Source organism: Bradyrhizobium sp. SOJA106, from assembly GCF_059448745.1.
The window spans coordinates 2967738-2992172 of record NZ_CM182549.1 but is presented as its reverse complement, the minus strand read 5'-3'; the positions used below and the strand labels follow the sequence as shown (position 1 = coordinate 2992172).

Here is a 24435-nt window from a genome sequence, read left to right as displayed (position 1 = left end):
GGCGCGCCAAAGATTCATGAGTGGAATCAAAGAGATTCAGGCATGGACGTACAACGCAAACTGGAAATTCTCGCGGATGCCGCCAAGTACGACGCCTCCTGCGCCTCCAGCGGCACCGAGAAGCGGGATTCCAGCGACGGCAGGGGCATGGGCTCGACCGCGCCAGGCATGGGTATCTGCCATTCCTACGCGCCTGATGGACGCTGCATCTCCCTGCTCAAGGTGCTGCTGACCAACGCCTGCAATTACGATTGCCTCTATTGCGTCAACCGCGCCTCCTCGAACGTGCCGCGCGCCCGCTTCACCATCGACGAAGTCGTCAAGCTCACGCTCGACTTCTACCGGCGCAATTACATCGAGGGCCTGTTCCTCTCCTCCGGCATCATCCGCAGCCCCGACTACACGATGGAGCAAGTGGTCAGTGTCGCGCGAAAACTGCGCGAGGAGCATCACTTCCGCGGCTACATTCATCTCAAGACCATTCCGGAGGCCGACGACGCGCTGATCGCGGAGGCCGGCAAATATGCCGACCGCCTCTCCATCAACATCGAGATGCCGCAGGAGACCAGCCTGCAGCAATTCGCGCCGGAGAAGAACGTTCGCGCGATCCGCCGCACCATGGGCCGGCTGCGGCTGAAGCTGGACGAAGCCGAGGAAGGCCGTAACGCGAAGACCAGGGCGAAGCCGCAGCGCTTCGCACCGGCCGGACAAAGCACGCAGATGATCGTCGGCGCCGACAGCGCGAACGACCACACCATTCTTCACACCAGCGCCAATCTCTACGGCTCCTACCGGCTGCGGCGTGTCTATTACTCCGCATTCAGCCCGATTCCGGACGCCAGCCGCGCTTTGCCTCTGATACAGCCGCCGCTGCTGCGCGAGCACCGGCTCTACCAGGCCGACTGGCTGATGCGGTTCTACGGCTTCGACGTCGGCGAGATCGTCGACGACAGTGCGATGCTGCCGCTCGACATCGATCCGAAGCTCGCCTGGGCGCTGCGCCACCGCGACCGCTTTCCGCTCGACGTCAACCGCGCCAGCCGCGAGGAGCTGCTGCGCGTGCCGGGCTTCGGCACCAAGGCGGTCGAACGCATCATCGCAACGCGCCGCACCACCACCATCCGCCTTTCCGATCTCGCTCGCCTGCACGTGCCACGGCACAAGGCGCTGCCGTTCATCATCCTCAGCGATCACCGGCCCGCCCCGCATCGTCTCGATGCGGCCGGGCTCATCGAAAGGTTCAAGCCGAAGGCAACACAACTGGGGTTTGGCTTCTGATGCAGTACATCATTCTCGACACCGAAACCGATTTCGACGGCTGGCGCAACGCCGCGCGTTCGCTCGTGCTTCATCATGTGGAGCCCACCGATGTCACCTGGGCCGTGCAGGGCGGCGAAGCCGATTTGTTCGCGCCACCCGGGCCGTCGCCGATCCTCGAGGTGAACGACGGCACTTTCAACGTGCCGGCAAAATTCGTCGAGCTCGCGAAAGCAGCAATGCTCCATCGCGACGGCGAGCGATTTGCGATCCTCTATCGCCTGCTCTGGCGCTTGAAGGACAACCACGATCTCATCGAGGTCGCGACTGATCCCGATGTCGCGCTCATCACGGCGATGGCAAGAGCGGTTCATCGCGACGAGCACAAGATGCATGCCTTCGTGCGCTTCCGCGAAATCGGGCGGGAACGTGCCGCGCATTACGTCGCCTGGTTCGAGCCGGAGCATCACATCGTCGAACTCGCCGCGCCGTTCTTCGCCAAGCGCTTCGCCGATATGCCGTGGTCGATCCTGACGCCGGACCTCTGCGCGCATTGGGACGGCCATGCGCTCTCATTCACGCCGGGCGTGAGCAAGAACGAGGCGCCCAGCGAAGACCGGCTGGAGGAAACCTGGCGGCGCTATTACGCCAGCATCTTCAATCCGGCGCGGCTGAAGGTGAAGGCGATGCAGACGGAGATGCCGAAGAAATACTGGAGGAACCTGCCCGAGGCTTCGATCATTAAGCCCTTGATCGAAGACGCCGAACGCATGACCGGCGCCATGATCGCCAACGCCGCAACCGATCCGCACAAACCTCAGATGCGGCCGGAGGCTCCGATGAAGCGCCAACCTGCTGCCGACGATCTCGAAACCCTCCGCGAGGAGGCCGCGCATTGCCGCGCCTGCCATCTCTACAAGGACGCGACGCAGACCGTGTTCGGCGAGGGCCCGAAGTCCGCCAACATCATGCTGATCGGCGAGCAGCCCGGCGACAAGGAAGACCTCGCCGGCCATCCTTTCGTCGGACCGGCCGGACAGATGCTCGACCGCGCGCTGGAGGAAGCCGGCGTCGACCGCAAGAAGGTCTACGTCACCAATGCGGTCAAGCACTTCAAATTCGTGCCACGCGGAAAGATCCGCCTGCATCAGAAGCCGAACACACCTGAGATCCGGGCCTGCCGGCAATGGTATGAGCGGGAAGTTTCGGCAATCCAGCCCGACCTCATCGTGGCGATGGGCGCGACCGCCGCGCAGAGCGTGTTCGGCAAGATCACGCCGATCGGAAAGAACCGCGGCCGGCTCATGGACCTGCCCGACGGACGCAAGGCGCTTGTGACGGTGCACCCGTCCTATCTTCTGCGGCTGCCCGATCCGAAAGCGAAAGCGCTGGAGTATCAGCGCTTTGTTGAAGACCTGAAGATCGCCGCCAATTTGCAGAAGAAAGGCGCCCGTGCCGCTTAAATAGAACAGGAAAGCGACCTTAGGACGCAGGTTGTCATCCAGCCTTCAAATCATTCGCGGACAATAGCCCTACCAATAGGTTAAGGGGCGTCCAAAGATGACAGACGTTGCATTCGACCGAGCTGTAGGCGATCCGTCGCCGGTCCAGCCGGCTTCCCGGCCCAATCTCGACAAGGGTTTCAACCCGCTCACCATGATCCTGTTCTTCGGGATCCTGGCTGCGGGCCTGCTCTATGTGGCCTACAGCATCTATAGCGATGTCGATGCGACCGGCACCAAGGTCACGACCTACCTGCCCTACGTCCTCCTGTTCGTTGCGCTGCTGATCGCGCTCGGGTTCGAGTTCGTCAACGGCTTTCACGACACCGCCAACGCGGTCGCGACCGTGATCTACACCCATTCGCTGCCGGCGGAGTTCGCCGTGATGTGGTCGGGCTTCTTCAACTTCCTCGGCGTGCTGCTCTCCTCCGGCGCGGTCGCCTTCGGCATCGTCTCGCTACTGCCGGTCGAGCTGATCCTCCAGGTCGGCTCCAGCGCCGGCTTCGCGATGGTGTTCGCGCTGCTGATCGCCGCGATCCTCTGGAATCTCGGCACCTGGTTTTTCGGACTTCCTGCCTCCTCCTCGCACACGCTGATCGGCTCGATTATCGGCGTCGGCATCGCCAACGCCGTGATGCGTGGCCGCGACGGCACCTCGGGCGTGGACTGGAGCAAGGCGACCGAGATCGGCTATGCGCTGCTGCTGTCGCCGCTGGTCGGCCTCATCTGCGCCGCCGTGCTGCTGCTGGTGCTCAAGATGATCGTGCGCAATCCGGCCCTGTACGCCGCGCCCGAGGGGCACAAGGCACCGCCGCTGTGGATCCGTGGCCTGCTGATCCTCACCTGCACCGGCGTCAGCTTCGCCCATGGCTCGAATGACGGCCAGAAGGGCATGGGCCTCATCATGCTGATCCTGATCGGCACCGTCCCTACCGCCTACGCGCTCAACCGCGCACTGCCGGAATCCCAGGTTGCCCAGTTCCAGAAGACCTCGGAGGCCGCTTCCAAGGTGATCTCGGCCAAAGGTGCTGGCCACAGCATCATCGGCGATCCCCGTCCGGCGGTGACCCAGTACATCGCGCTGCATCAGCTCAACGAGGGCACCTATCCCTCGCTCGCCGTGCTCGTGAAGGACGTCGGTGACCAGGTCGCCAGGTACGGCTCGCTGAACAAGGTTCCGGCAGAAGCCGTGGGCAACACCCGCAACGATATGTACCTGACCTCGGAAGCGATCCGCTTCCTGATGAAGGACAAGGAAAACGATCTCAGCAAGGAGGAGATCGCAACCCTGAACGCCTACAAGGGCTCGCTCGACGCCGCCACGAAGTTCATCCCGAACTGGGTGAAGATCGCGGTGGCCATCGCGCTCGGCCTCGGCACCATGATTGGCTGGAAGCGCATCGTGATCACGGTCGGTGAGAAGATCGGCAAGACCCATCTCACCTACGCCCAGGGCGCTTCTGCCGAGCTCGTGGCCGCCGCCACCATCGCGGCCGCCGACAATTTCGGCCTGCCGGTGTCGACGACTCACGTGCTGTCGTCAGGCGTTGCCGGCACCATGGCCGCGAACGGCTCGGGTCTGCAATGGTCGACCATCCGCAACTTGCTGATGGCCTGGGTGCTGACCTTGCCCTGCGCGATCATGCTGTCGGCCACGCTCTACGTGATCTTCTCGCGGCTCTTCTGAGCGATCACCTCACGCGAAGTCAAAGGGCCCGTGCGATGCACGGGCCCTTAATCATTTGTGCTTTGGCTTCCGCCTTACGACGCCGCGAGTTGCTCCTCGACCAGCTTGACCCAGTAGGACGTGCCGTAGACGATCGCCTCGTCGTTGAAATTGTAGGCGGGGTGATGCAGGCCGGCGCTGTCGCCGTTGCCGCAAAAGATGAAGGCGCCGGGACGCGCTTCCAGCATATAGGCGAAATCCTCCCCGCCCATCAGCGGCGGCATCTCGAGCACGTTGGCTTCGCCCGCAACCTGCTTCGCTATGCGCGTCGCCACCTCGGTCTCCGCGGCGTGGTTGTTCACGACGGGATAGTTGCGCTTGTAGCGCAAATCGATCTTCGCACCCGTGATCTGCGCCACGCCCGCAACCACCTCGTGCACGCGCTTCTCGACCAGCCTGCGCACCTCCGGCGTCAGCGTGCGGATCGTGCCGCGCAGCGTCGCCGTCTGCGGAATGACGTTGCGGGCGTTGCCGGCATGGAATTCGCAGATCGAGATCACCGCCGATTCCAAAGGATCGACGCTGCGTGCGACAATCGATTGCAGCGCCGTGATCACCTGCGCGCCCACCAGCACGGAATCCACGCATTTGTGCGGGCGCGCGGCATGGCCGCCGAAACCCTCGATCATGATGTCGACCTCGTCGGTCGCCGCCATGATCGGGCCCGGCCGGATCGCGAACGAGCCGATCGGGATGCCGGGGCCGTTGTGCATGCCATAGACCTGCTCGATGCGGAAACGCTCCATCAGCCCGTCCTTGACCATGGCCGCGCCGCCAGCACCGCCCTCCTCAGCCGGCTGGAAGATCACCACGGCATCGCCAGCGAAGTTCCGAGTCTCGGCAAGATAGCGCGCGGCGCCGAGCAGCATCGCGGTGTGGCCGTCATGGCCGCAGGCGTGCATCTTGCCGGGGGTCTTGGAGGCGTAAGGCAGGCTGGTCTCTTCGTCGACCGGCAGCGCATCCATGTCGGCGCGCATGCCAATCACCTTGAGCCCCTCGCCGGCCGGCTTGCTACCCTTGATCACGCCGACCACCCCGGTCTGACCGATACCGGTCACAACCTCATCGCAGCCGAACTCGCGCAGGCGGTCCGCCACGAATGCTGCGGTGCGGTGCACGTCGTACAGCAATTCCGGATGCGCGTGGATGTCCCGGCGCCAAGCCTGAATATCGGGTTGGAGGTCGGCGACGCGGTTCACAATGGGCATGGAAGGTCTCAAGCTTGGTTGAAAATACAGGACTGTCTACCATGCAAGCGCTGGTCCACCCAACTGCCTGAGGTCCGGGGAGCTCTGCCTCCCCGTCATGGCCGGGCTTCTGGGGGCTTCTGGCCAGCTTGTCTTGGCCATCCACGTCCGACTACTAGGACGGGACCCGCGTGGATGTCCGCGACAAGCTCGGGCATGATACCTGTTGGGGTGGAAGCAGAATGCCAAGACGGCTCGAAGGTGAGTTTGACTATATCGTCGTAGGGGCCGGCACCGCCGGCTGCATCCTCGCCAATCGGCTGTCGAGCGAGCCCAGGAACCGTGTCCTCATTCTCGAAGCTGGCGGCGACGACAACTGGATCTGGTTCCATATCCCGGTCGGCTATCTCTTCGCGATCGGCAATCCGCGCTCGGACTGGATGTTCAAGACCGAGGCCGAGCCCGGCCTGAACGGCCGCGCGCTCGCCTATCCCCGCGGCAAGGTGATCGGCGGCTGCTCGGCGATCAACGCCATGATCTCGATGCGCGGCCAGGCCGCCGACTACGATCACTGGCGCCAACTCGGCCTGACCGGCTGGGGCTACGACGATGTGCTGCCGGTGTTCAAACGGCTCGAGGATCACTTCCTCGGCGCGAGCGAGCATCACGGCGCCGGCGGAGGCTGGCGCATCGAGGCGCCGCGGCTGTCCTGGGACGTTCTCGATGCCGTCGGCGATGCCGCAGAAGAGATGGGCATCAAGCGCATCCCGGATTTCAACACCGGCGACAACGAAGGCACCAGCTATTTCCACGTCAACCAGAAGCGCGGCCGCCGCTGGTCGTCGGCACGCGGCTTCCTCAAGCCGGCGCTGAACCGGGCGAACCTGCGGCTCGAAAAGCATGTGCTCGTCGATCGCCTCATCATCGAGCAGGGCCGCGCCGTCGGCGTGCGCTTCATCCGGAACGGCGAGATCATCGAGGCACGTGCCAAGCGTGAGGTCATCCTCTCGGCAGGCGCGATCGGCTCGGTGCAGGTGCTGCATCGCTCCGGTATCGGCCCCGCCGACTGGCTGTCGCCGCTCGGCATCGACATTGTCATGGACAAGCCCGGCATCGGCCGAAACTTGCAGGACCATCTCCAGCAACGCGCGATCTACAAGGTCGAGGGCGTGCGCACGCTGAACGAAACCTACTACAATCTCTTCCGCCGCGGGTTGATGGGGCTCGACTACGCTTTCCGTCGCCGCGGTCCGTTGACGATGGCGCCCTCGCAGCTCGGCATCTTCACGCGTTCGGATGCCACGCGTTCGCGCGCCAACATCCAGTTCCACGTGCAGCCGCTGTCGCTGGACAAATTCGGCGATCCCCTGCACCGCTTCCCCGCGATCACGGTGAGCGCCTGCAACCTCCAACCGACCTCGCGCGGCACCGTGCGGCTGCGCGCGGCGACGCCCGACGAGAAGCCGATCATCGCGCCGAATTATCTCTCGACCGAGGAAGACCGCCAGGTCGCCGCCGACGCCATCCGCACCACCCGCCGCCTGATGCGACAGAAGGCGCTGGCAAAATATCGCCCGAGCGAATATCTGCCCGGCCCCGCCGTCGGCGACGACGATGCCTCGCTGGCGAAGGCTGCTGGCGACATCGGCACCACCATCTTCCATCCCGTCGGCACTGCGAAGATGGGCGCGGCGAATGACCCGATGGCGGTGGTCGACGAGCGCCTGCGCTTCTACGGCCTCGGCAATCTGCGCATCGTGGACGCATCGATCATGCCGACCATCACGTCCGGCAACACCAACACGCCGACAGCGATGATCGCCGAGAAGGGCGCGACGATGATCCTGGAGGATGCGAAGTAGCATCCCGTCGCCATGATCAATTCGCACCGCCTTTCAATCGGCCCCGCCGGCGCAGAGATCGCCATGCTGCAATGGGGCGGGAGCGGCAAACCGCCTGCCCTGCTCGTGCACGGCACCGGTTTCGTCGCCGACGTCTGGGGCGAGGTCGCGCGCGAGCTTGCCTCGGCCTACACCGTCTACGCCCTCGACCGCCGCGGCCATGGCGCCAGCCACAAGCCCAGCAGCTATCACTTCCTGGACTTTGCCGACGATGTCTGCCGGGTCATCGATGCGCTCGGGCTGCGCGAGGTCTACGGCATCGGCCACAGTGCGGGTGCGACCGATCTCCTGCTCGCGGCAAAGCTCTTGCCTGGGCGTTTCACACGCCTGTTCGTGATGGAGCCGACCATCATGAACCCGCACGGCGCGCGCCGGCGGATTGGACGAAGAGTCCCTGTCCCGCGTGCAAGGCGCGCTGCGCCGGCAAGCGGAATTCGACAGCCGGGATGCCGTCTTCAACCGCTACCGCGCGGCGCCGGCATTCGCGGGTTGGACCGAAACGTCGCTGCGGGCCTATGTGCGTCACGGCTTCGTGCCGATCGAGAATGGCCGCGTCCGGCTCTGCTGCACGCCCGAGATTGAATCGGCGATGCTGCGTCCGATCTACGAGGCGATGACGCAGGTTTACGTCGGCGATGCGCGCGGCAATCCGTTTGCCTCGCTTGCCGAGATCGACTGCCCGGTGCGCGTTACCACCGCCGCGAAGTCGGGCCCGATCTACAAGGTGATGGCAGCGCGCGCGGTCTCGCTGCTTCCGAACGTCAGCACGCTGGTGTTTGAAGGCGCCGGGCATTGCGTGGCGCAGGAAATGCCGGCGGCCGTGCTTGAGGCGATCCGGGAGTTCGCGAAATAGCCCTCCTGCACCGGACGCAGCGCAGCACAAAGTGGTGCGCTGCTGAGCCGGGCCCAATTCACCGCGTACCGTGCGACTTTCTGGGTTCCGGGCTCAGCGGAGCAGCGTTGCACGCTGCACCGCGTCCGGGGGAAGAGACCTCCCTCACGAAATCGTCATTGCATTCGGGAATAAGCCTCCCCCTCCCGCAATCACCTCCCCGAAGCCCAATTCCGGGCGACGCGGAGGGATGCGATGAGCGGACACGATCACGGGGACGACGGCGTCAGCCGCCGCAAGGTGCTGGAATGCATGACCTGGGCCGGCACAGGGGTGCTCTGGACCGTCACGGGCGGCGTGCCGCGCTCGCTCGGAATCATCGACTCGGCTGAAGCCGCGACGACGGCCGCGCCCGGCATGACCTTCCTGCAGATCAGCGACAGCCATGTCGGCTTCGACAAGCCGGCCAACCCCAACGCGCTCGGCACGTTGGAGGAGGCCGTCAACAAGATCAACACGATGCCGGCAAAGCCGTCGTTCATGATCCACACCGGCGACATCACGCATCTGTCGAAGGCCGCCGAGTTCGACAATGCCGAGCGCATCATCTCGCAGACCAAGCTCGACGTACACTACGTCCCCGGCGAGCACGACTTCATCGACGAGGAGGTGAAGCTCTACCGCGAGCGCTACGGCCGCGGCACCAAGGGCCACGGCTGGTACTCCTTCGACGCCGGCGGCGTCCACTTCATCGGTCTCGTCAACGTCGTCGACCTCAAGGCCGGGGGCCTCGGCAACCTCGGCGCCGAGCAGCTCGCCTGGCTCGCGGACGACCTCCGCGGCAAGTCGAAATCGACGCCGGTCGTGCTGTTCGCCCACATCCCACTCTGGACCGTCTATCCCGAATGGGGCTGGGGCACCGAGGATGGCGGCCGCGCGCTGGAGCTCGTGAAGGGCTTTGGCTCGGTCACCGTGCTCAACGGCCACATCCACCAGGTGATGCAGAAGGTCGAGGGCAACGTCACATTCCATACCGCACGCTCGACCGCCTTCCCGCAGCCGGCGCCGGGAGCCGCCCCCTCGCCCGGACCGATGAAGGTCGAGGACGCAAAACTCCGCTCCATGCTCGGCGTCGCCAGCGTCAACTTCAAACAGAACGAGCAGCGGCTCGCGATCATCGACACGCCGCTCCAGGGCTAAGGTTGAACGGAATCTGACAATGAAGACACTCAATCGCCGCGACTTCAGTGTCGACCTCGGTCTCGCTTTGGCCGCGGCCATCCTGTTGCCCGCAACAAGAGCCCGCGCTGACAACGACCTGGAAGTGCATATCGACAATTTCGTCTTTCAGCCGGCCGAGCTCAAGATCAGGGTCGGCAGCACCGTGACCTGGACCAACCGGGACGACATCCCGCACACCGTGGTGTCAGCCGGCAAGTTCAGGTCCAAGACCCTGGACACCGACGACAAGTTCTCGTTCACCTTCACCAATGCAGGCGACTACAAGTATTTTTGTTCGCTGCACCCGCACATGACGGGGATGATCAAGGTTGAGTAACGTCTCCAACCAAGGCATCAACGTCTTGCCCGGCCGGTGGTCCCACGCCGGCCGGGCTCACGCGTCTTCGACCGCGGCCAAAGCGGAAGCAAAACAAGAGGCAAAGCGAGGAGCGATGCCCGCCAAAGACGATCTGCAGAAGGCGCAGCGCTTCCGCGAGGCGGCGCTACCCTATCTCGACGACGTCTATACGCTCGCGCGCTATCTCTTGCGCGACCCCTCCGACGCCGAGGATGCGGTGCAGGAGTGCTATCTGCGCGCACTGAAGCACTTCGACAGCTATCGCGGGCCGGCTATGAAGCCCTGGCTCTTCGCGATCCTGCGCAATGTCTGCAACGCCGAATATGCGCGGCGGGCGCACCGGCCCGGCGCGATCGAGGATACGCCCGGCGCAGCCGAGCAGACGCCGCTCTGGCAGGAGAGCGAAGTAAGCCCGGAAACGGAGGTGCTGCGCAGCCGCGACGCCGGCGCCATCCGCAAGCTGATCGACGCGCTCGCCGAGCCATTTAAGGAGACATTCGTGCTGCGGGAGATCAACAACCTGTCCTATCGTGAAATCGCCGAGGCCGTCGGTGCCCCCGTTGGCACCGTGATGTCCCGCCTCGCCCGCGCTCGCGCCATGCTGCGCGCGGCCTGGACGGCGGAGGAGGAGCACTCGAAATGACCTGCGACGAAGCAAGGATCCTGCTTCACGCGCTGCTCGACAACGAGCTGGACGCCGGCCATGCGCGCGAGGTCGAAGCTCATATCGCGAGCTGCCCGGACTGTGCCACCGAGTTTGGCGCGCAGCGCGAGATGCAGCGCGCGCTCGCCGAGACCGATTTGCGCTACATCGCGCCGGCAAGCCTGCGCAGCCGCATCGAGGCCTCGCTGCCGCAGCCGCAGCGCCAGCAGCCGAGCCGCCGCTCGGTGCTGCGCGGCTTTGCGATGGGCTCGGCGGTCTCCGCGCTGGCCGCCTCCGGCGTCGTCGCCGTGGTGCTGCGCCAGGATGACCAACAGCGCATCCTGTCGGAGGTCGTCTCCGCCCACCTGCGCTCGCTCCAGGCCGGCCACCTCATCGACGTGGTCTCGACCGACCAGCACACGGTGAAGCCGTGGTTCAACGGCAAGCTCGATGTCGCCCCGCCCGTGGTCGATCTCACCGCGCAAGGTTTTACGCTGGTCGGCGGCCGGCTCGACTATATCGACGCGCGCGCCATGGGCGCCGTCGTCTACAAGCGGCGGCAGCACGTGATCAACCTGTTCGTGTCGCAGACCTCGAGCACGGACCACCGTGCGCCGAAGACCGAGAGCATGCAGGGCTTCCACTGCCGCCGCTGGAGCAATCGCGGCCTGAACTTCTGGGCCGTCAGCGATCTCGGCGCCGACGAGCTTGCCGAGTTCGTCGACAAGTTCGAGGCGGCGATGAAGGCGAACGTGGAGGGGTAGCAGTCTTCGCCGTCATTGCGCGGAGCGTTAGCGACGAAGCAATCAAGGCTGCCTCCTTGGAGATAGTCATGCGAGCGCCCGCCCGCCGTTATTCGAGCGGAGGAAATCGTTCGAACACGGGCAGCTCATGCGCCCGCTCCATCCAGCCGATGCGCTCGGCGACCTGGATGTGCATCACTGCCGGAACGGCATCCGGGTCGTCATAGGTGCCGCTCTGGATGTCGATGACGTCGGGCATCAGGTTTTCGTTGACGTAAAACAGTCCCGTGCCGCAATCGGCACAGAAGTGCCGCCGTCCATGCTCCGAGGAGTGATAGATCTTGGGCTGACCGCGCACCACTTTGACTGCTTCGCGCGGATACATCGCCCAGCCGACCATCGGCGCTCCGGAATGGCGACGGCAATCCGTACAATGACAGAGCGCGTGCACGATCGTGTCGCCGTTCACCTCGTAGCGGATCGCACCGCAATGACAGCCGCCAGTTACAGGCATCGCGCAACTCCTCTCCCGGTCAGGTCAATGCCGGGAAAGTTAGGTGCCGATTTGGAGTTTCAGGAGGCGGACTGTTTCGACAGGTCGCACGTCGCGACATCAGGCCGCGGCGGAGACTTTAAGCCGACCGCCGCACCGCGTTGTCCACCAGCGTCTTGCCCAGCGACCAGATCGCGCCGGGGACCTTGTGGCTGCCGGCGATAACGTCGTCGAACGCGCGCTCGATCCAGTTGCAGTCTTCTTCGGTGATGGTGAGCGGCGGCAGCAGCTTGATGGTGTGGCTGCCGTGGCCGGCGACCTGGGTGAGGATCTTGTGATCCTTGAACAGCGGCACGGTGATGAGCTGGCAGAACAGACCCTTGTTGGCGGTCTCCAGCACGTTCCAGGAGGCGCGCAGGCGCAGCGACTTCGGCGGGCCGAACTCGACGCCGATCATCAGGCCCTTACCGCGCACTTCCTTCATCAGCTCGTAGCCGGGCACCATGCGGGTCAGCGCGAGGCGCAACTCGGCGCCGCGCTTGGCGGCGGACTCGATCAACTTCTCGGACTCCATGACATCGAGCGTGGCGATGCCCGCGGCCATCGCAAGGTCGTTCTTGGAGAAGGTCGAACCGTGCACCACAGCGCGGTCCATCTGATTGAAGATCTTGTCGAAGATGCTCTTGCGCGTCAGCACGGCACCCACCGGCACATGGCCGCCGGACAGCGACTTCGACAGCAGCACCATGTCGGGCTCGACGTTCCAGTGCTCGACCGCAAGGAAGCGGCCGGTGCGGCCCATGCCGGTCTGGATCTCGTCGGCGACGAACAGCGTGCCGTACTTCTTGCAGAGCGCGGCTGCGCCCGGCAGGAACTCGTCCGTGGGCATGTTGACGCCCTTGCCCTGGATCGGCTCGACGATGAAGGCTGCGACCTCGCGCGAGGCCAGCGCCTTTTCCAGCGCGGCCAGATCGTTGAACGGGATCGACGTGCAGCCCGGCAGCAGCGGCTCGAAGCCGGTGCGGAAGTTCGAATCGCCCGTCAGCGACAGCGCGCCATAGGTCAGGCCGTGATAGCCATGGGCGCAATAGACGATGCCGGGACGCCCCGTCGCGCCGCGGGCAAACTTGATCGCCGCTTCGACGCATTCGGCACCGGAATTGGCGAAGAATGCCTTGTCGAGATAGGGAACGTATTTCAGGAGGCGCTCGGCTAGCACGCCGGCCAGCGTCGAGACGTCGAACTGGACGAGATTGGGCAAATCGGCATCGAGCACGCTCTTGAGCGCCTCCCGCATGACCGGATGATTGCGTCCGATCGCGAACACGCCGAATCCGGACAACAGGTCGAGATAGCGCGCCCCGTCGCGGTCGTAGAGGTACTGCCCCTGGCCCTTCTGGAAGCCGACATCGTAGCCGATGGTCTTGAGAACCCGGACGAACTGCTCGTTCAAGTACCGGTTATGCAGGGCGCTGCGCTGGGCCTGCCGGTCCGCGAACAGCTGAGACATGTCTGGATTTGGACTGTGCATCCGCTACATACTTCGGTTGAGGGCCGTCTCGTCAACTGAAAACGGACCGTTACTGAAAACGGTCTATGCGGCCTTTTGCCCTTTTTCGGACCATCTTCGCAAGCACAGCTTTAGACCATGTTGCACTGCCAAGGAACTCTCATGCGTTTGGCCCATTACACCGGACTAATACTGGTTGGCGGTTACACTTGCCTGACCCCCGCACTCGCCGCGGACCCGACGGGCGACTGGCGGGTCGCGGACGGCGTCGCCAACATCCGTGTCGCCCAATGCAATGGCAGCATGTGGGGCGCGGTTTCCTGGGAGAAACAGCCCGGCGGCCGCGACGAGAACAATCCGGATGTGTCAAAAAAGAACAGGCCGACGCTGGGCATGCCGACCCTGATCGACATGAAGAAGAAGCCCGGCGTCGATCAGTGGGAAGGACAGGTCTACAACGCCAAGGACGGCCAGCTCTACAGCGCGACCATCACCCCTGTCGGAACCGACCAGCTCGAAATCAAGGGCTGCGTGATGGGCTTTCTCTGCGGCGGCGAGACCTGGACCCGGGTCGGCCCGCCGATCCCCTTGAGCACAGCCAACGCCATGGCGAAGGGTGGACCGAAGTCCGCCGCGCCGAAAGCCCAGGGCGCCCCGGCCACGACGGGCGCCGCAGCCGCCGCGCCCGCAGCCCCGAAGACCGCCGCCAAGCCCGGCCAGAAGAGTGCCACCGACGCGGTCGGCGACATCTGCCTACTCCCTGAGATTGCGGGGTTTGCCCATTAGGGCCGGCTGGAACAGCAGCACGGCGGCAAGCGTCGTCACCAGCGAGAGTGCGAGCAGCTTGCCCATGCTGGACGTACCGGGATGGCTCGACAGCCACAGGCTGCCGAATGCAGTCGCCGTCGTCAGTGCACTGAAGAAGATTGCTCGCGTGAGACTGGTCTGGAGCAGGTTCGTTCTGCCCGAGCGCCAGGCCACTACATAATAGATCTTGAAGGCGACGCCGACGCCGAGCAGCAGCGGGAACGCGACGATGTTGGCGAAGTTGAGCGGCAAGCCGATCAAAACGCAGATCTCGAGCGTCACCGCGCCGGCCACCAGCAGCGGCACCAGCGTCATCAGCACGTCGACGAACCGCCGCAGCGTGATCCACAGCAGCAGGCCGATCACCAATAGTGCGTAGATGCCGGCGTGGATGAACGCCCTCACCACAGTGTCGCCGGACTTCAGGATCGAGACCGGTCCGCCGATCGCGGTCGGCTCGGCCGCGAGCACCGCGGCGGCAAATCTGCGTAACGTCTCGTTGTCGTTGGGATCGCCCTTGGGCAGCGCCTCGACGCGGATGACGCCGTCCTTGCTCTTCCAGGCGCTGACGAGATCGGGCGGCAGCGAGGCCAGCGTGACGGGACCTGCCTGCATCGCGTTCCTGAGCTGGTCGAACACGATCTTCATCGGCGTGACGAACACGTCCTGCGCCTTGTTGCGCGTGGCCTCGTCGCCATTGGCAAGCTTCTCGAGCGCGTCCGCCAGCCGGCGCGAGGCGACCGCGCCGGGCCCCTTCGCATCACCGGCAGTCCGGCGCAGATTGTCGACCGAGGATTTCAGCGCCTCGATATTTTCCTGATCCGTCGGTGCTGCATCGATCTGGTCGGGGTTGAGCGCGGGGTTCAGCACCTTGGCACCTTGCGCGATCAGCTTCAGCTTCGGTTGCTGGTCCTGCGGCACGAAGCTGTCGAGCGACATCACCCGCAGCACCTCCGGAACCTTCTCCAGCCTCGCCTCGACCTGCCTTGCCTGCTCCTCCGACGTGGTCATCACATTGATGGCATTGGCGCCGGTGTTGGGATCCTTGCGCAGGTCGAGGAAGGTCGCGATCGATTCGGCATGCGGGTTGCGCAGATTCATCGGGTTGAAGTCGAACTTCATGAAATAGAGCAGCGGCAGGCCGGCGACCGCGAGCAGCAGCGTACCGCCGACGACCAGCACACGGTGCTTCTCCAGGAAATGATCGAGCGGTGCCAGGAAGGCGTAGCCGACCGGCTCCTTCTCGCCGGGCGGGTTCAGCAGCTTCAAGAGCGCCGGCAAGACGGTGATCGAGGAGATGAACGCCACCAGCATGCCGACGCCGGCGATCTGGCCCAGCTCGGCGATGCCCTTGTAGTCGGTAGGGATGAAGCAGAGGAAGCCGGCCGCGGTGGCCATCGCAGCCAGCGACAGCGGGATCGCGGAACGTCTGGCGGCAAGCACCAGCGCCTTGCGGAGATCATCGACCTTGTAACGCTCAGAGCGGTAACGGACGCTGTATTGGATACCGAAATCGACGCCGAGACCGACGAACAGCACTGCAAACGCAATCGATAGCAGATTGAGCGAGCCGACCATCATCAGGCCGGCGGCCGTGGTGATCGCGAGGCCGACGAAGAGATTGACGAACACGGCGAAGATGATCTTCGCCGAATGCAGCGCCAGCCACAGGATGAAGAGCACGACCAGAACGGTGCCGATGCCGTTGACGACAGCGCCCTCCTGGACGGTCGCGTATTCCTCATTGGCGATCGGGACCGGACCGGTCAGCCGCACGCGCGCGTGGTATTTGGTCGCGAAATCTAGCTCCGCCGCCGCCTTGCGGATCGCATCGGTGGCGTCCTTGCCGGGCTCCAGCGCGTTGTAGTCGAGGATCGGCTTGAACTCGATGAAGGCGCGCCTGTCCGAATCCGACAGTGGCTGGTCGCTGACGAGCTCGCGCCAGGAGAAGGTCGCATTGCCCTTGTTGAGCACGGTCTCGACGGTCTGCGCGATCTGGTTGAAGGGCCGCTCGGTGCTGTCGAGCTTCACCTGCCCGCGCTTGACGCCGGCAAGCCCGGTCTCGAGCGCCCCGGTCAGGCCGCGGATCGAGGGATCGCCGGCCATGATCTCGATCAGGGGCGCCGCGGATTCGAACTGGCTGGTCGCCTTGGCAACCTCTTCGGTCGGCAGGAACAACAGGCCGTTGCGCTCGAAGAACTCGCCGGTGCCGAGCTGCTGCATCGACACGAAATTGGTCTTGTCGTCTTTCAGCTTGGCATAGAGCGCGTCCGCCGCGGCGGTCGTCAGCTCGGGCGTTGCGGCCTCAACGACCGCGAGAATGGTCGCGTCGCGGTCGAAGGCGCGGTCGAACTGCTGGTCGCGCTGGCGCCAGTCGAGGTTTTGGGAAATCAGCGAATTGATGTCGGTGTTGATGGCGAAGTGCCGCGCGGCGTAATAGCCCGCGCCGACCGACAGCAGGAGCCCGAGAACGACGACGGGAGAGGCAAGCCGGGTGCAGGCCCTGACGATGGCAACGACTACGCTTTGCAGCACATCTTTTCTTTCTGGTGAAACAGCTTGCCGAAAACGCCCGCTGTTTATCGGAGTTCCCGGGCGAAACCTATTGCTGTTTTGAGTGGCTCTCGCCGCACCAAGGTTCGAGGTAAACGGCGAAGTTCCGCAGCGAAACCATGCGGGGCGGTCGGTATAGCCGGGGAGTTGAGGCGGGAAAGTGGCGATCCGGTGAGCACAAGGCCGCTGTTTTGCTCACCGGAGCGCCCATATCATATTACCGGGCATCTGCGGGAGCCAGGGAACCCGGGCCCGTCGGCCTTTCCTTGTTGCCGATTTTTTGACACAAAGTATTGCGCCTCCATACGCCGGAACCCCGACGAGGGTGGGTGGTTACCGCGTGCGCGAACCAATGGTGCGGTTATTGCACCTGATTGGTCAGGAACGGGGTGCCGCCGGGGACTTGAAGCGGATTGGTGCAACTTGCGTGATGGGCGTCCTATGGAAGTTTACCTAGCGCAACCGCGCGGCTTCTGCGCGGGCGTGGTGCGTGCGATCGAGATCGTGGAACGGGCGCTGGAGAAGTACGGCCCGCCCGTCTACGTGCGCCATGAGATCGTGCACAACAAGTACGTGGTCGAGAGCCTGAAGAACAAGGGTGCGATCTTCGTCGAGGAGCTGTCCGAGGTTCCGCCGAAGGCCGTGACCGTGTTCAGCGCCCACGGCGTCGCGCGCAGCGTCGAGGAGGAGGCCGCCGCGCGGGACCTTCCGGTGCTCAATGCCACCTGCCCGCTGGTCACGAAAGTTCACAATCAGGGGAAGCGCTACATCGCCAAGGGTCGGACCCTGATCCTGATCGGCCATGCCGGCCACCCCGAGGTGGAGGGCACCATGGGCCAGGTTCCAGGGCCTGTTCTGCTGGTCCAGAGCGTTGACGAGGCAAACAGCCTGACGCTGCCGGCGGATACGCCATTGGCCTATATCACCCAGACCACCCTGTCGGTCGACGACACCAAGGACATCATTGCGGCCCTCCAGGCCCGCTTTACAGATATTCAAGGTCCGGATATCCGGGATATCTGCTATGCGACACAGAACCGCCAATCTGCGGTAAGGGACTTGAGCAAGCTGGTCGACGTGATCTTGGTGGTGGGCGCTGCCAATAGCTCGAATTCGAACCGGCTCCGCGAAATCGGCACTGAGGCCGGCGTCGCGAGTTATTTGATTGCCGACGGCAGCGAGCTCAATCCGGAGTGGTTGAAGAATGCGAGGACCGTCGGCGTCACGGCTGGCGCTTCGGCGCCCGAGGTGCTCGTGGATGACGTGATCGACGCGATGCGGCGAATCGGACCGGTGAAGGTCCAGGTGCTGCCGGGCCGCGAGGAAAACATCGAATTCAGGCTTCCGGCCGAACTGGCTGCGAGCTGACCTACCCCGAATTCCAAGCCCAGAAAGAAACGTGCAATGGCTATCCCCTTCTTCAAGGAAATGCGTATCGGCGGCTATTTGCTCAAGCAGAAACTGCTTGGCCGCAAACGCTATCCGCTCGTGCTGATGCTGGAGCCGCTGTTCCGCTGCAACCTCGCCTGCGTCGGCTGCGGCAAGATCGATTATCCCGATGCGATCCTCAACCGCCGCATGACCGCGCAGGAGTGCTGGGACGCGGCCGACGAGTGCGGCGCGCCGATGGTGGCCATTCCCGGCGGCGAGCCGCTGATCCACAAGGAGATCGGCGAGATCGTGCGCGGCCTCGTCGCGCGCAAGAAGTTCGTCTCGCTCTGCACCAACGCGCTGCTGCTCGAGAAGAAGCTCGACCTGTTCGAGCCCTCGCCCTACCTGTTCTTCTCGGTCCATCTCGACGGCCTGCGCGACCATCACGACAAGGCGGTGTCGCAGAAGGGCGTGTTCGACCGCGCCATCTCCGCGATCAAGGCGGCCAAGGCGCGCGGCTTCACTGTCAACGTCAACGCCACCATCTTCGACGGCCATCCGGCCGAGGAGATCGCGAAGTTCCTCGACCTCACCGTCGAGCTCGGCGTCGGCGTCTCGATGTCGCCGGGCTACGCCTATGAGCGCGCCCCGGACCAGGAGCACTTCCTCAACCGCACCAAGACCAAGAAGCTGTTCCGCGACGTCTTCGCGATGGGCAAGGGCAAGAAGTGGAACTTCATGCATTCCAGCCTGTTCCTCGACTTCCTTGCCGGCAACCAGGAATACGAGTGCACGCCGTGGGGCATGCCCGCGCGCAATATCTTCGGCTGGCAGAAGCCCTGCTACCTGCTCGGTGAAGGCTACGCAAAGACCTTCAAGGAGCTGATGGAGACCACCGACTGGGACAGCTACGGCACCGGTCGCTACGAGAAGTGCGCCGACTGTATGGCCCATTGCGGCTACGAGCCGACGGCGGCGACCGCAGCCCTCAACAACCCGCTGAAGGCGATGTGGGTGTCGCTGCGCGGCATCAAGACCACAGGTCCCATGGCGCCGGAGATCGACCTCAGCAAGCAGCGCCCGGCGCAGTACATCTTCTCCGAGCAGGTCCAGAAGAAGCTTTCGGAGATCCGCAAGGACGAGGCCGAAGCCGCCGCGGCGAAGGCTGCGCGGAAGGCTTCGACGGCGGCGTAAGTCGCGCACGATCACATCTCACGACGAAAGCCCGGCCGCCAGCGCGTCCGGGCTTTTTTCTTTTGCGCAGGTTTCGTGAGGCTTGGAGGCACGCCGTTCACCCCAGCCTCCATGGCACCGGCTTGCTTTTCCATCAGCTCTGTTCCGAGCAGACACACCTGCGCGTTCTCGCGGCTTCTTTCGCCCGAGCTTTGCTGTTCGTTTCGCCCCATGAAAGCCAGGGGCGCAGGGAAGGCCGGGCGCCGGCGGCACCCGCGGTCCGCGTGCATCAAAAAACGCACACGGGGTGGATCACAGGTGATGCCGGTCGCCCGGCCTTCCCTGCGCGGATGGTTTTAACGGTGTCCTTCGTGCTCTCCTCGGGGAGCGTTGCACTATTGCCCCCGTCGCCTCGCCGCTGATCGATGCGCGCGCCGGTTGGCCGCCACATCACCGCGAAGCTTGACGCCAGAACCCCGGGCGTCGGGACCACACGACTTCTCCGTCCGCGGACGACCCTGCCGGAAGCATCCGAGGCTCGCGTGTGCTCACCTCCGAGATCCAGCCAAGCCGCTGTGACCGCGCCGTGTCGTATCGCGTCGGGCCTGACTCACGGTTGCCCGCCCTGTCATCGACTTCGCGCCGGCGCTGCCGCGTCCACCGCCCCCCGGTCCGCATCTCGTGACGATCGCGAAGCGCCCCTCTGGCAGGGCCGGGATAGCCGCTCTATGCCACAAATCCGAAATTCTGGAAAGAAGAATTTTTTTGCGGGAAGGGATTGACGAGTGTTCCGGTGTTTTGCCCGACGGGTCATTTTGTTTCGCAAGGGCTCAGCCCAGCCTACGGAGTGGCGCAGCAAAGCCAAAAGGCCCGGTCGCTACCGCGACAGGGCCCTTTGTTTTGTCCCGCTCAAGCGCCAAGGAGAAGGCCGGAGCGAGTTGCGGGGGGCTACGCTCCCTCCCCTCCTTGGTGGGTTGGGCCGCCTTCATGCCAAGGTGAATAACAACCACCCATGCATGCCACTGGCTTTCGCATCAGCTGTATCAGCGCCACATCAGAAGTGAACCTCGGTGCGCATGCCGAGAACCACGGCATTGTCGGTCTTCACGCCAGCGGCGTTATAGCCGCGCCCGCCGGGATTGATCACATATTGCGCGTCGAACTTGAGGTTCAGCCAGCCGGTCGCCTGCCATCCGTACCAGACTTCGAGCGGCACTTCGTTGCCGCCGGCGTTGGGGCTGAAGGCCGCCGAATTCACATGGGTCGTGCCCACCGCGAAGCCGACTTCGTCCTGGGGACGCCAGGAAAAGGTTCCGGTGTGCCTGAAGCCCAGCGCGATCTGGTAGTCCTGGAACGCTGTCCTGTGATCGGCGACGGTCGTATTGAGGAAGGTGTACCAACCGACCGCCCCGGGCCCGTCAACGGTCAAGCGCTGCAGGATCGACTCATAGACGCCGTAGCGGCCTCTTCTATCTCCCAGAAACTGGTCCGGGACACCACCGACACCGGGGATGACCTGAACGATACCCGGGAGGCCACCATCGATCGTCGAGGCACTGTCATACCAGCCGCCGACTCTCCAGGTCCCGTTCAGGGGACCTTTCGGCGCCCAGACCAACTCCACCGGCACCAGCACGCCCGAGGCAGGGCTTGAGCGAGGGACGCCCGGCAAGAAGTAGGTGCTGGGCTCCGACGTCGTCAAATAATTCGGATTGGCGTCGTAGACGCCGACCGACAATTGGAAATCCTTGGCGAAGTTGTAGTGGACGACACCGGCCCATTGGCTCACCGGCCAGTTATAGATGTAGCCGCCCTGGATGTTGCCGGGCTGGCCGCCGCAGAAGGTCAGGTTGATGAACTCGCACAGACCGAAGAAGAAGTCGGAGCCGACTGGTAGACGGCCGCCCTTGAGTTCAAGCTGATCATTGAAAAGCTTCTGCGAGTAATAGAGTTGGGTCAGGCGAAGGATATTTCCGCGGCCGAAAACTTCGTTGGTCAGCTGCAAGGCCGGAATGCCCGCCTCGGAATTCAGGTTGTCGCCGAAACGCTGGACCAGCGTGAGGCCGACCGTGCCGCCCGGAATGCCGGCAAGCTTCGCCATATCGAGCTTGGCACCGAACCACAATTGTCCAGCGTTGGCCGCGGTGTTCCTATCTCCTCCCGACAGGTTGCCGACGGTTTCATTACCCAGCGTCAGGCCGATATCGATGCCCTGCTCCTTCAGCCTCGTTCTGCCGAGATCGCCGAACAGATAGGGTCTCGTCCAGAAGTCGTCGGCGTCCGCATAGGGAAGAGGCGCAGCTTTCGTTGGAAAATCGGCCGCGTGTACCGCACCGCCCAACAGCGATGATAAAGCAATCCCCACACCGCATGCACATGCTGTGTTCATAACCTTGCGCAACATTTCTCGTGTCCTCCCGCCATCTCAGGCTTTGTCGTTCGTGCCTCGCGTTCCTGCCCAAGCCCTCGAGCCTGGAACGCGCTCGTTCCCAGTACACACCGTCGCAGCCGCGCGCCCACGAAACCGCTCAGTGTCAACTGGAGCCGAATCCCTCATGCCTGGTCGCCTGTTCTCGCCGGCAGCGCGTCCACGCCGCGCGGTGCTGCGCTCTGCTGTCGTTCAAATGCCGATCTCGGGGCCGCGCGGGCGAGGCCGGCCAGCGCCATCTTGCGCCGCCGCCGGGCCTGCAACTGATGATCCGCCAACACGCCGATCAGAATCACCGTTCCCATCACCGCAAAGTTCAAGGAATTAGGAATGCCCAGGATATTCACGAGGTTCTGCAGCACCTGCAGCAGCGCCGTGCCGAGCACGATACCGAGGATGGAGCCCTCGCCGCCGCGCAGGCTGCACCCGCCGAGGACGGCAGCCGCGATCGCGTAGAGCTCATAGAAATTGCCGAAGGAGCTCGGCGACACCGAGTTCGTGTAGAACACGAACAAGACCGTTGAAACGCCGGCGAGCCCGCCGCTGATGATATAGGCGGTTGCGATCACGATATTCGTGTTGATGCCCGAGAAGCGCGCCGCTTCCTCGTTCTTGCCGACGGCATAGAGCCAGCGCCCGTAGACCGAGCGGTGCAGCAGCACGCCAAGAACGAGCGCAAGGATGATCAGAAGGATGAAGGTGTTCGGGATGCCCGCCACATTGCCGGAGGCAATGCTGCTCAGCGTCCCGGCCTCGTCGCCGTAGCCGAAGCCGCGTGTCGAGTCGCTCGTGTAGTAGCGGGCGGCGCCGCGATAGATCAGCAACCCGCACAGCGTCACGATGAAGGGCTGCATCTTCAACCGGGTGACGAGGAAACCCTGGACTGCTCCCAGCACCAGCCCGCCCAGCAACACGGCCAGCAGCGCCAGAGGCCAGGGAACCTGATAAGTCGTCAGAAGGTCGATGAACACGACCCCGAGCAGCGCGAACATCGACCCGAGCGAGAGATCGATGCCGCCGGTGATGATCACCAGCCCCTCGCCGAGCGCGAACACGCCGAACAGGCCGATCAGGTTGGCCATGTTCAGCAGGTTCACCAGCGACAGGAAGGCCGGATTGATCGCGCCGGTGACGGCGGAAATCACCAGCAGCAGCAAGCCGAGCCCAAGTTCTTTCTTGTTCATGGTGCAGCCGCCACGATGTCCGGCGCCTGGCCGATTGCAAGCCGCAACACGTTGTATTCGCTGAACTGCGGGCGCTCCAGCACACCGCTGACGCTGCCTTCGTGCATCACCGCGATCCGGTCGGAGACGCCTATGACCTCCTCCATGTCCGAAGAAATCATCACGATCGCAACGCCCTGGTCGGCGAGCTCGCGCATCAACGCGTAGATCTCGCTCTTGGCACCGACATCGACGCCACGTGTCGGCTCGTCGAAGAACATCACGCGCGGCTGCATGGAAAGCCACTTGCCAAGCACGACCTTTTGCTGGTTGCCGCCCGAGAGCGTCACGGCCTCCATATCGATGCTGGGCACCTTGATGGAAAGGCGCCTCACCTGCTCTTTGGCGACCTTGCGCTCGGCCGGGCCGCTGACCAGCCACATCCGCGCATAATTCAGCAGGCTGGCGAGCGTCACGTTCTCCCGGATCGGCAGCTCCAGCACGAGCCCGGATTTCTTGCGGTCCTCCGGCATCAGATAGATACCTTGCCTGATCGCGTCCTGTGGCGATGCGACATCGACCGGCGTGTTGTCGATCCTGATCTCGCCGCCCAGCGGCGGGTCAATGCCGAAAGCCGCGCGGGCCAAGGAGGTGCGACCGGCGCCTACGAGCCCCGCCAGTCCGAGGATCTCGCCATGCCGCACTGAAAGATCGATCTGCCGGTCGGGAAAGGCCGATGTCACGAGGCCGACGATGTCGCAGCCGCCCGGCCGCGGCGGCCGCTTCGGCGGCGTATGCAGCGCTTTCAGGTCGCGACCGATCATCAGCCGGATCATTGCGGCGTGGCTCAGCCCGTCCCGCGCCAGCTCTCCCACCGTACGCCCGTCGCGGAGCACCACGACGCGGTCGGCGCAGGTCATGATCTCGCCGAGCCGGTGAGAGATGTAGATCACCGAGATGCCGTGCGCCTTCAGATCGGCAATCACCTCCAGCAGCCGTTCAGTCTCCGAAATCGTCAGGCTGGAGGTCGGCTCGTCCATGATGATCACGCGGGCGTCGATCGAGAGCGCCTTGGCGATCTCCACCAGCTGACGCTCGGCGATCGACAGGTTGTCGACCAGCGTCTCCGGAGTGAAATCGGCGCCCAGCCGCTCCAGCAGCGGCGTCACGCGGGCGCGCATCTCCGCGTTGTCCACCAGCTTCAGCGGACCGCCCATCAGCCTCTCGCGTCCGATGAAGACGTTGGCGGCGACGTCGAGGTTTTCGAAAAGGTTCAGCTCCTGATGCACGAAGGCGATGCCGGCCTGCGTCGCCTCGTTCACCGTCAGACGGACGTGCTCGGTGCCGCCGATGCGGATCACGCCCTCACTCGGCGCGATCACGCCACCCAGCACGCGCATCAGCGTCGATTTGCCGGCGCCGTTCTCGCCGATCAGACCCAACACCTCGCCGCGATACACACGCAGGCTGACGTCGTCGAGGGCCATGACCCCGGGATAGGACTTGCTGATCCCGGCGAGTTCGAACAGGATTTCCGCCATTCATTTCCTCCCGCCCGACGCCCGAC

At 64.1% G+C, this 24435-nt stretch carries 20 protein-coding genes; 13 read left to right on the top strand and 7 right to left on the bottom strand.

Annotated elements, in window-relative coordinates; genetic code table 11:
- Positions 1–42: 42 nt before the first annotated feature.
- The 3 genes from AC5V87_RS13335 (at position 43) to AC5V87_RS13325 (ending at position 4446) form a co-directional block, all read left to right on the top strand.
- Entirely contained in the window at positions 43–1278 is a 1236-nt protein-coding gene (locus tag AC5V87_RS13335; RefSeq protein WP_456839655.1) for a putative DNA modification/repair radical SAM protein, read from the top strand.
- Positions 1278–2720: a UdgX family uracil-DNA binding protein gene (locus AC5V87_RS13330; RefSeq protein WP_495371245.1), complete on the top strand. Its 1443-nt coding sequence runs from the start codon at positions 1278–1280 to the stop codon at positions 2718–2720. Before AC5V87_RS13335 ends, AC5V87_RS13330 begins: the two co-directional genes overlap by 1 nt.
- Before the next feature lie 97 nt (positions 2721–2817).
- Positions 2818–4446, top strand: a complete 1629-nt coding sequence (locus tag AC5V87_RS13325; protein WP_495371244.1) for an inorganic phosphate transporter — start codon at positions 2818–2820, stop codon at positions 4444–4446.
- Between the two features lie 74 nt (positions 4447–4520).
- Here AC5V87_RS13325 and AC5V87_RS13320 read toward each other — a convergent pair whose 3' ends face one another.
- Positions 4521–5693 carry a M20 aminoacylase family protein gene (locus tag AC5V87_RS13320; protein WP_495371243.1) on the bottom strand — a complete coding sequence of 391 codons (1173 nt, stop codon included), beginning with the start codon at positions 5691–5693 and terminating at the stop codon, positions 4521–4523.
- A 221-nt stretch (positions 5694–5914) separates the two neighbouring features.
- On the opposite strand from AC5V87_RS13320, the gene AC5V87_RS13315 reads away from it, so the two are divergent.
- The 7 genes from AC5V87_RS13315 (at position 5915) to AC5V87_RS13285 (ending at position 11391) form a co-directional block, all read left to right on the top strand.
- Positions 5915–7534 (top strand): GMC family oxidoreductase, encoded by a 1620-nt coding sequence (locus AC5V87_RS13315; protein WP_456839658.1) that lies wholly within the window; start codon positions 5915–5917, stop codon positions 7532–7534.
- A gap of 12 nt (positions 7535–7546) precedes the next feature.
- Entirely contained in the window at positions 7547–8155 is a 609-nt protein-coding gene (locus tag AC5V87_RS13310; protein WP_495371242.1) for an alpha/beta fold hydrolase, read from the top strand.
- Between the two features lie 7 nt (positions 8156–8162).
- The gene (locus AC5V87_RS13305; RefSeq protein WP_495371241.1) at positions 8163–8426 is read left to right on the top strand and encodes an alpha/beta fold hydrolase; all 264 of its coding nucleotides are present in this window, start codon (positions 8163–8165) and stop codon (positions 8424–8426) included.
- 234 nt (positions 8427–8660) lie between these two features.
- The gene (locus tag AC5V87_RS13300; RefSeq protein WP_495371240.1) at positions 8661–9605 is read left to right on the top strand and encodes a metallophosphoesterase family protein; all 945 of its coding nucleotides are present in this window, start codon (positions 8661–8663) and stop codon (positions 9603–9605) included.
- 19 nt (positions 9606–9624) lie between these two features.
- A complete protein-coding gene (locus AC5V87_RS13295) occupies positions 9625–9963 on the top strand; it encodes a cupredoxin domain-containing protein (RefSeq protein WP_495371239.1) in 339 nt (112 codons plus the stop codon).
- Between the two features lie 115 nt (positions 9964–10078).
- Positions 10079–10627, top strand: coding sequence for a sigma-70 family RNA polymerase sigma factor (locus AC5V87_RS13290; protein ID WP_456839661.1), 549 nt, complete (start codon positions 10079–10081; stop codon positions 10625–10627).
- Positions 10624–11391, top strand: a complete 768-nt coding sequence (locus AC5V87_RS13285) for an anti-sigma factor family protein (protein ID WP_456839662.1) — start codon at positions 10624–10626, stop codon at positions 11389–11391. The genes AC5V87_RS13290 and AC5V87_RS13285 overlap by 4 nt, the downstream gene beginning before the upstream one ends.
- Positions 11392–11479: 88 nt before the next feature.
- On the opposite strand, the gene AC5V87_RS13280 is transcribed toward AC5V87_RS13285, so the two are convergent.
- Together AC5V87_RS13280 and hpnO are read right to left on the bottom strand one after the other, a co-directional pair.
- On the bottom strand, positions 11480–11884 hold the full coding sequence (locus AC5V87_RS13280; RefSeq protein ID WP_456839663.1) for a GFA family protein: 405 nt from the start codon (positions 11882–11884) through the stop codon (positions 11480–11482).
- Positions 11885–12002: 118 nt separating this feature from the next.
- Positions 12003–13394, bottom strand: coding sequence for an aminobacteriohopanetriol synthase HpnO (hpnO, locus tag AC5V87_RS13275; protein WP_027558707.1), 1392 nt, complete (start codon positions 13392–13394; stop codon positions 12003–12005).
- Positions 13395–13535: 141 nt separating this feature from the next.
- Here hpnO and AC5V87_RS13270 point away from each other — a divergent pair, with 141 nt between their 5' ends.
- Entirely contained in the window at positions 13536–14159 is a 624-nt protein-coding gene (locus AC5V87_RS13270; protein WP_495371238.1) for a DUF2147 domain-containing protein, read from the top strand.
- On the opposite strand, the gene hpnN is transcribed toward AC5V87_RS13270, so the two are convergent.
- Entirely contained in the window at positions 14127–16715 is a 2589-nt protein-coding gene (gene hpnN, locus AC5V87_RS13265) for a hopanoid transporter HpnN (protein ID WP_456839666.1), read from the bottom strand. The two genes, AC5V87_RS13270 and hpnN, sit on opposite strands and share 33 nt — an antisense overlap.
- Before the next feature lie 459 nt (positions 16716–17174).
- Here hpnN and ispH point away from each other — a divergent pair, with 459 nt between their 5' ends.
- Both ispH and hpnH read left to right on the top strand, forming a co-directional pair.
- Complete coding sequence (ispH, locus tag AC5V87_RS13260; protein WP_495371889.1) at positions 17175–18101, top strand: 4-hydroxy-3-methylbut-2-enyl diphosphate reductase; 927 nt, start codon at positions 17175–17177, stop codon at positions 18099–18101.
- A gap of 36 nt (positions 18102–18137) precedes the next feature.
- Complete coding sequence (gene hpnH / locus AC5V87_RS13255) at positions 18138–19298, top strand: adenosyl-hopene transferase HpnH (RefSeq protein ID WP_456839667.1); 1161 nt, start codon at positions 18138–18140, stop codon at positions 19296–19298.
- A gap of 1033 nt (positions 19299–20331) precedes the next feature.
- On the opposite strand, the gene AC5V87_RS13250 is transcribed toward hpnH, so the two are convergent.
- The 3 genes from AC5V87_RS13250 to AC5V87_RS13240 all read right to left on the bottom strand — a co-directional run bounded on the left by AC5V87_RS13250 (position 20332) and on the right by AC5V87_RS13240 (position 24409).
- Positions 20332–21681, bottom strand: coding sequence for a carbohydrate porin (locus AC5V87_RS13250; protein ID WP_456839668.1), 1350 nt, complete (start codon positions 21679–21681; stop codon positions 20332–20334).
- A gap of 149 nt (positions 21682–21830) precedes the next feature.
- A complete protein-coding gene (locus tag AC5V87_RS13245) occupies positions 21831–22889 on the bottom strand; it encodes an ABC transporter permease (RefSeq protein WP_456839669.1) in 1059 nt (352 codons plus the stop codon).
- Complete coding sequence (locus tag AC5V87_RS13240; protein WP_456839670.1) at positions 22886–24409, bottom strand: sugar ABC transporter ATP-binding protein; 1524 nt, start codon at positions 24407–24409, stop codon at positions 22886–22888. The genes AC5V87_RS13245 and AC5V87_RS13240 overlap by 4 nt, the downstream gene beginning before the upstream one ends.
- Positions 24410–24435 lie beyond the last annotated feature (26 nt).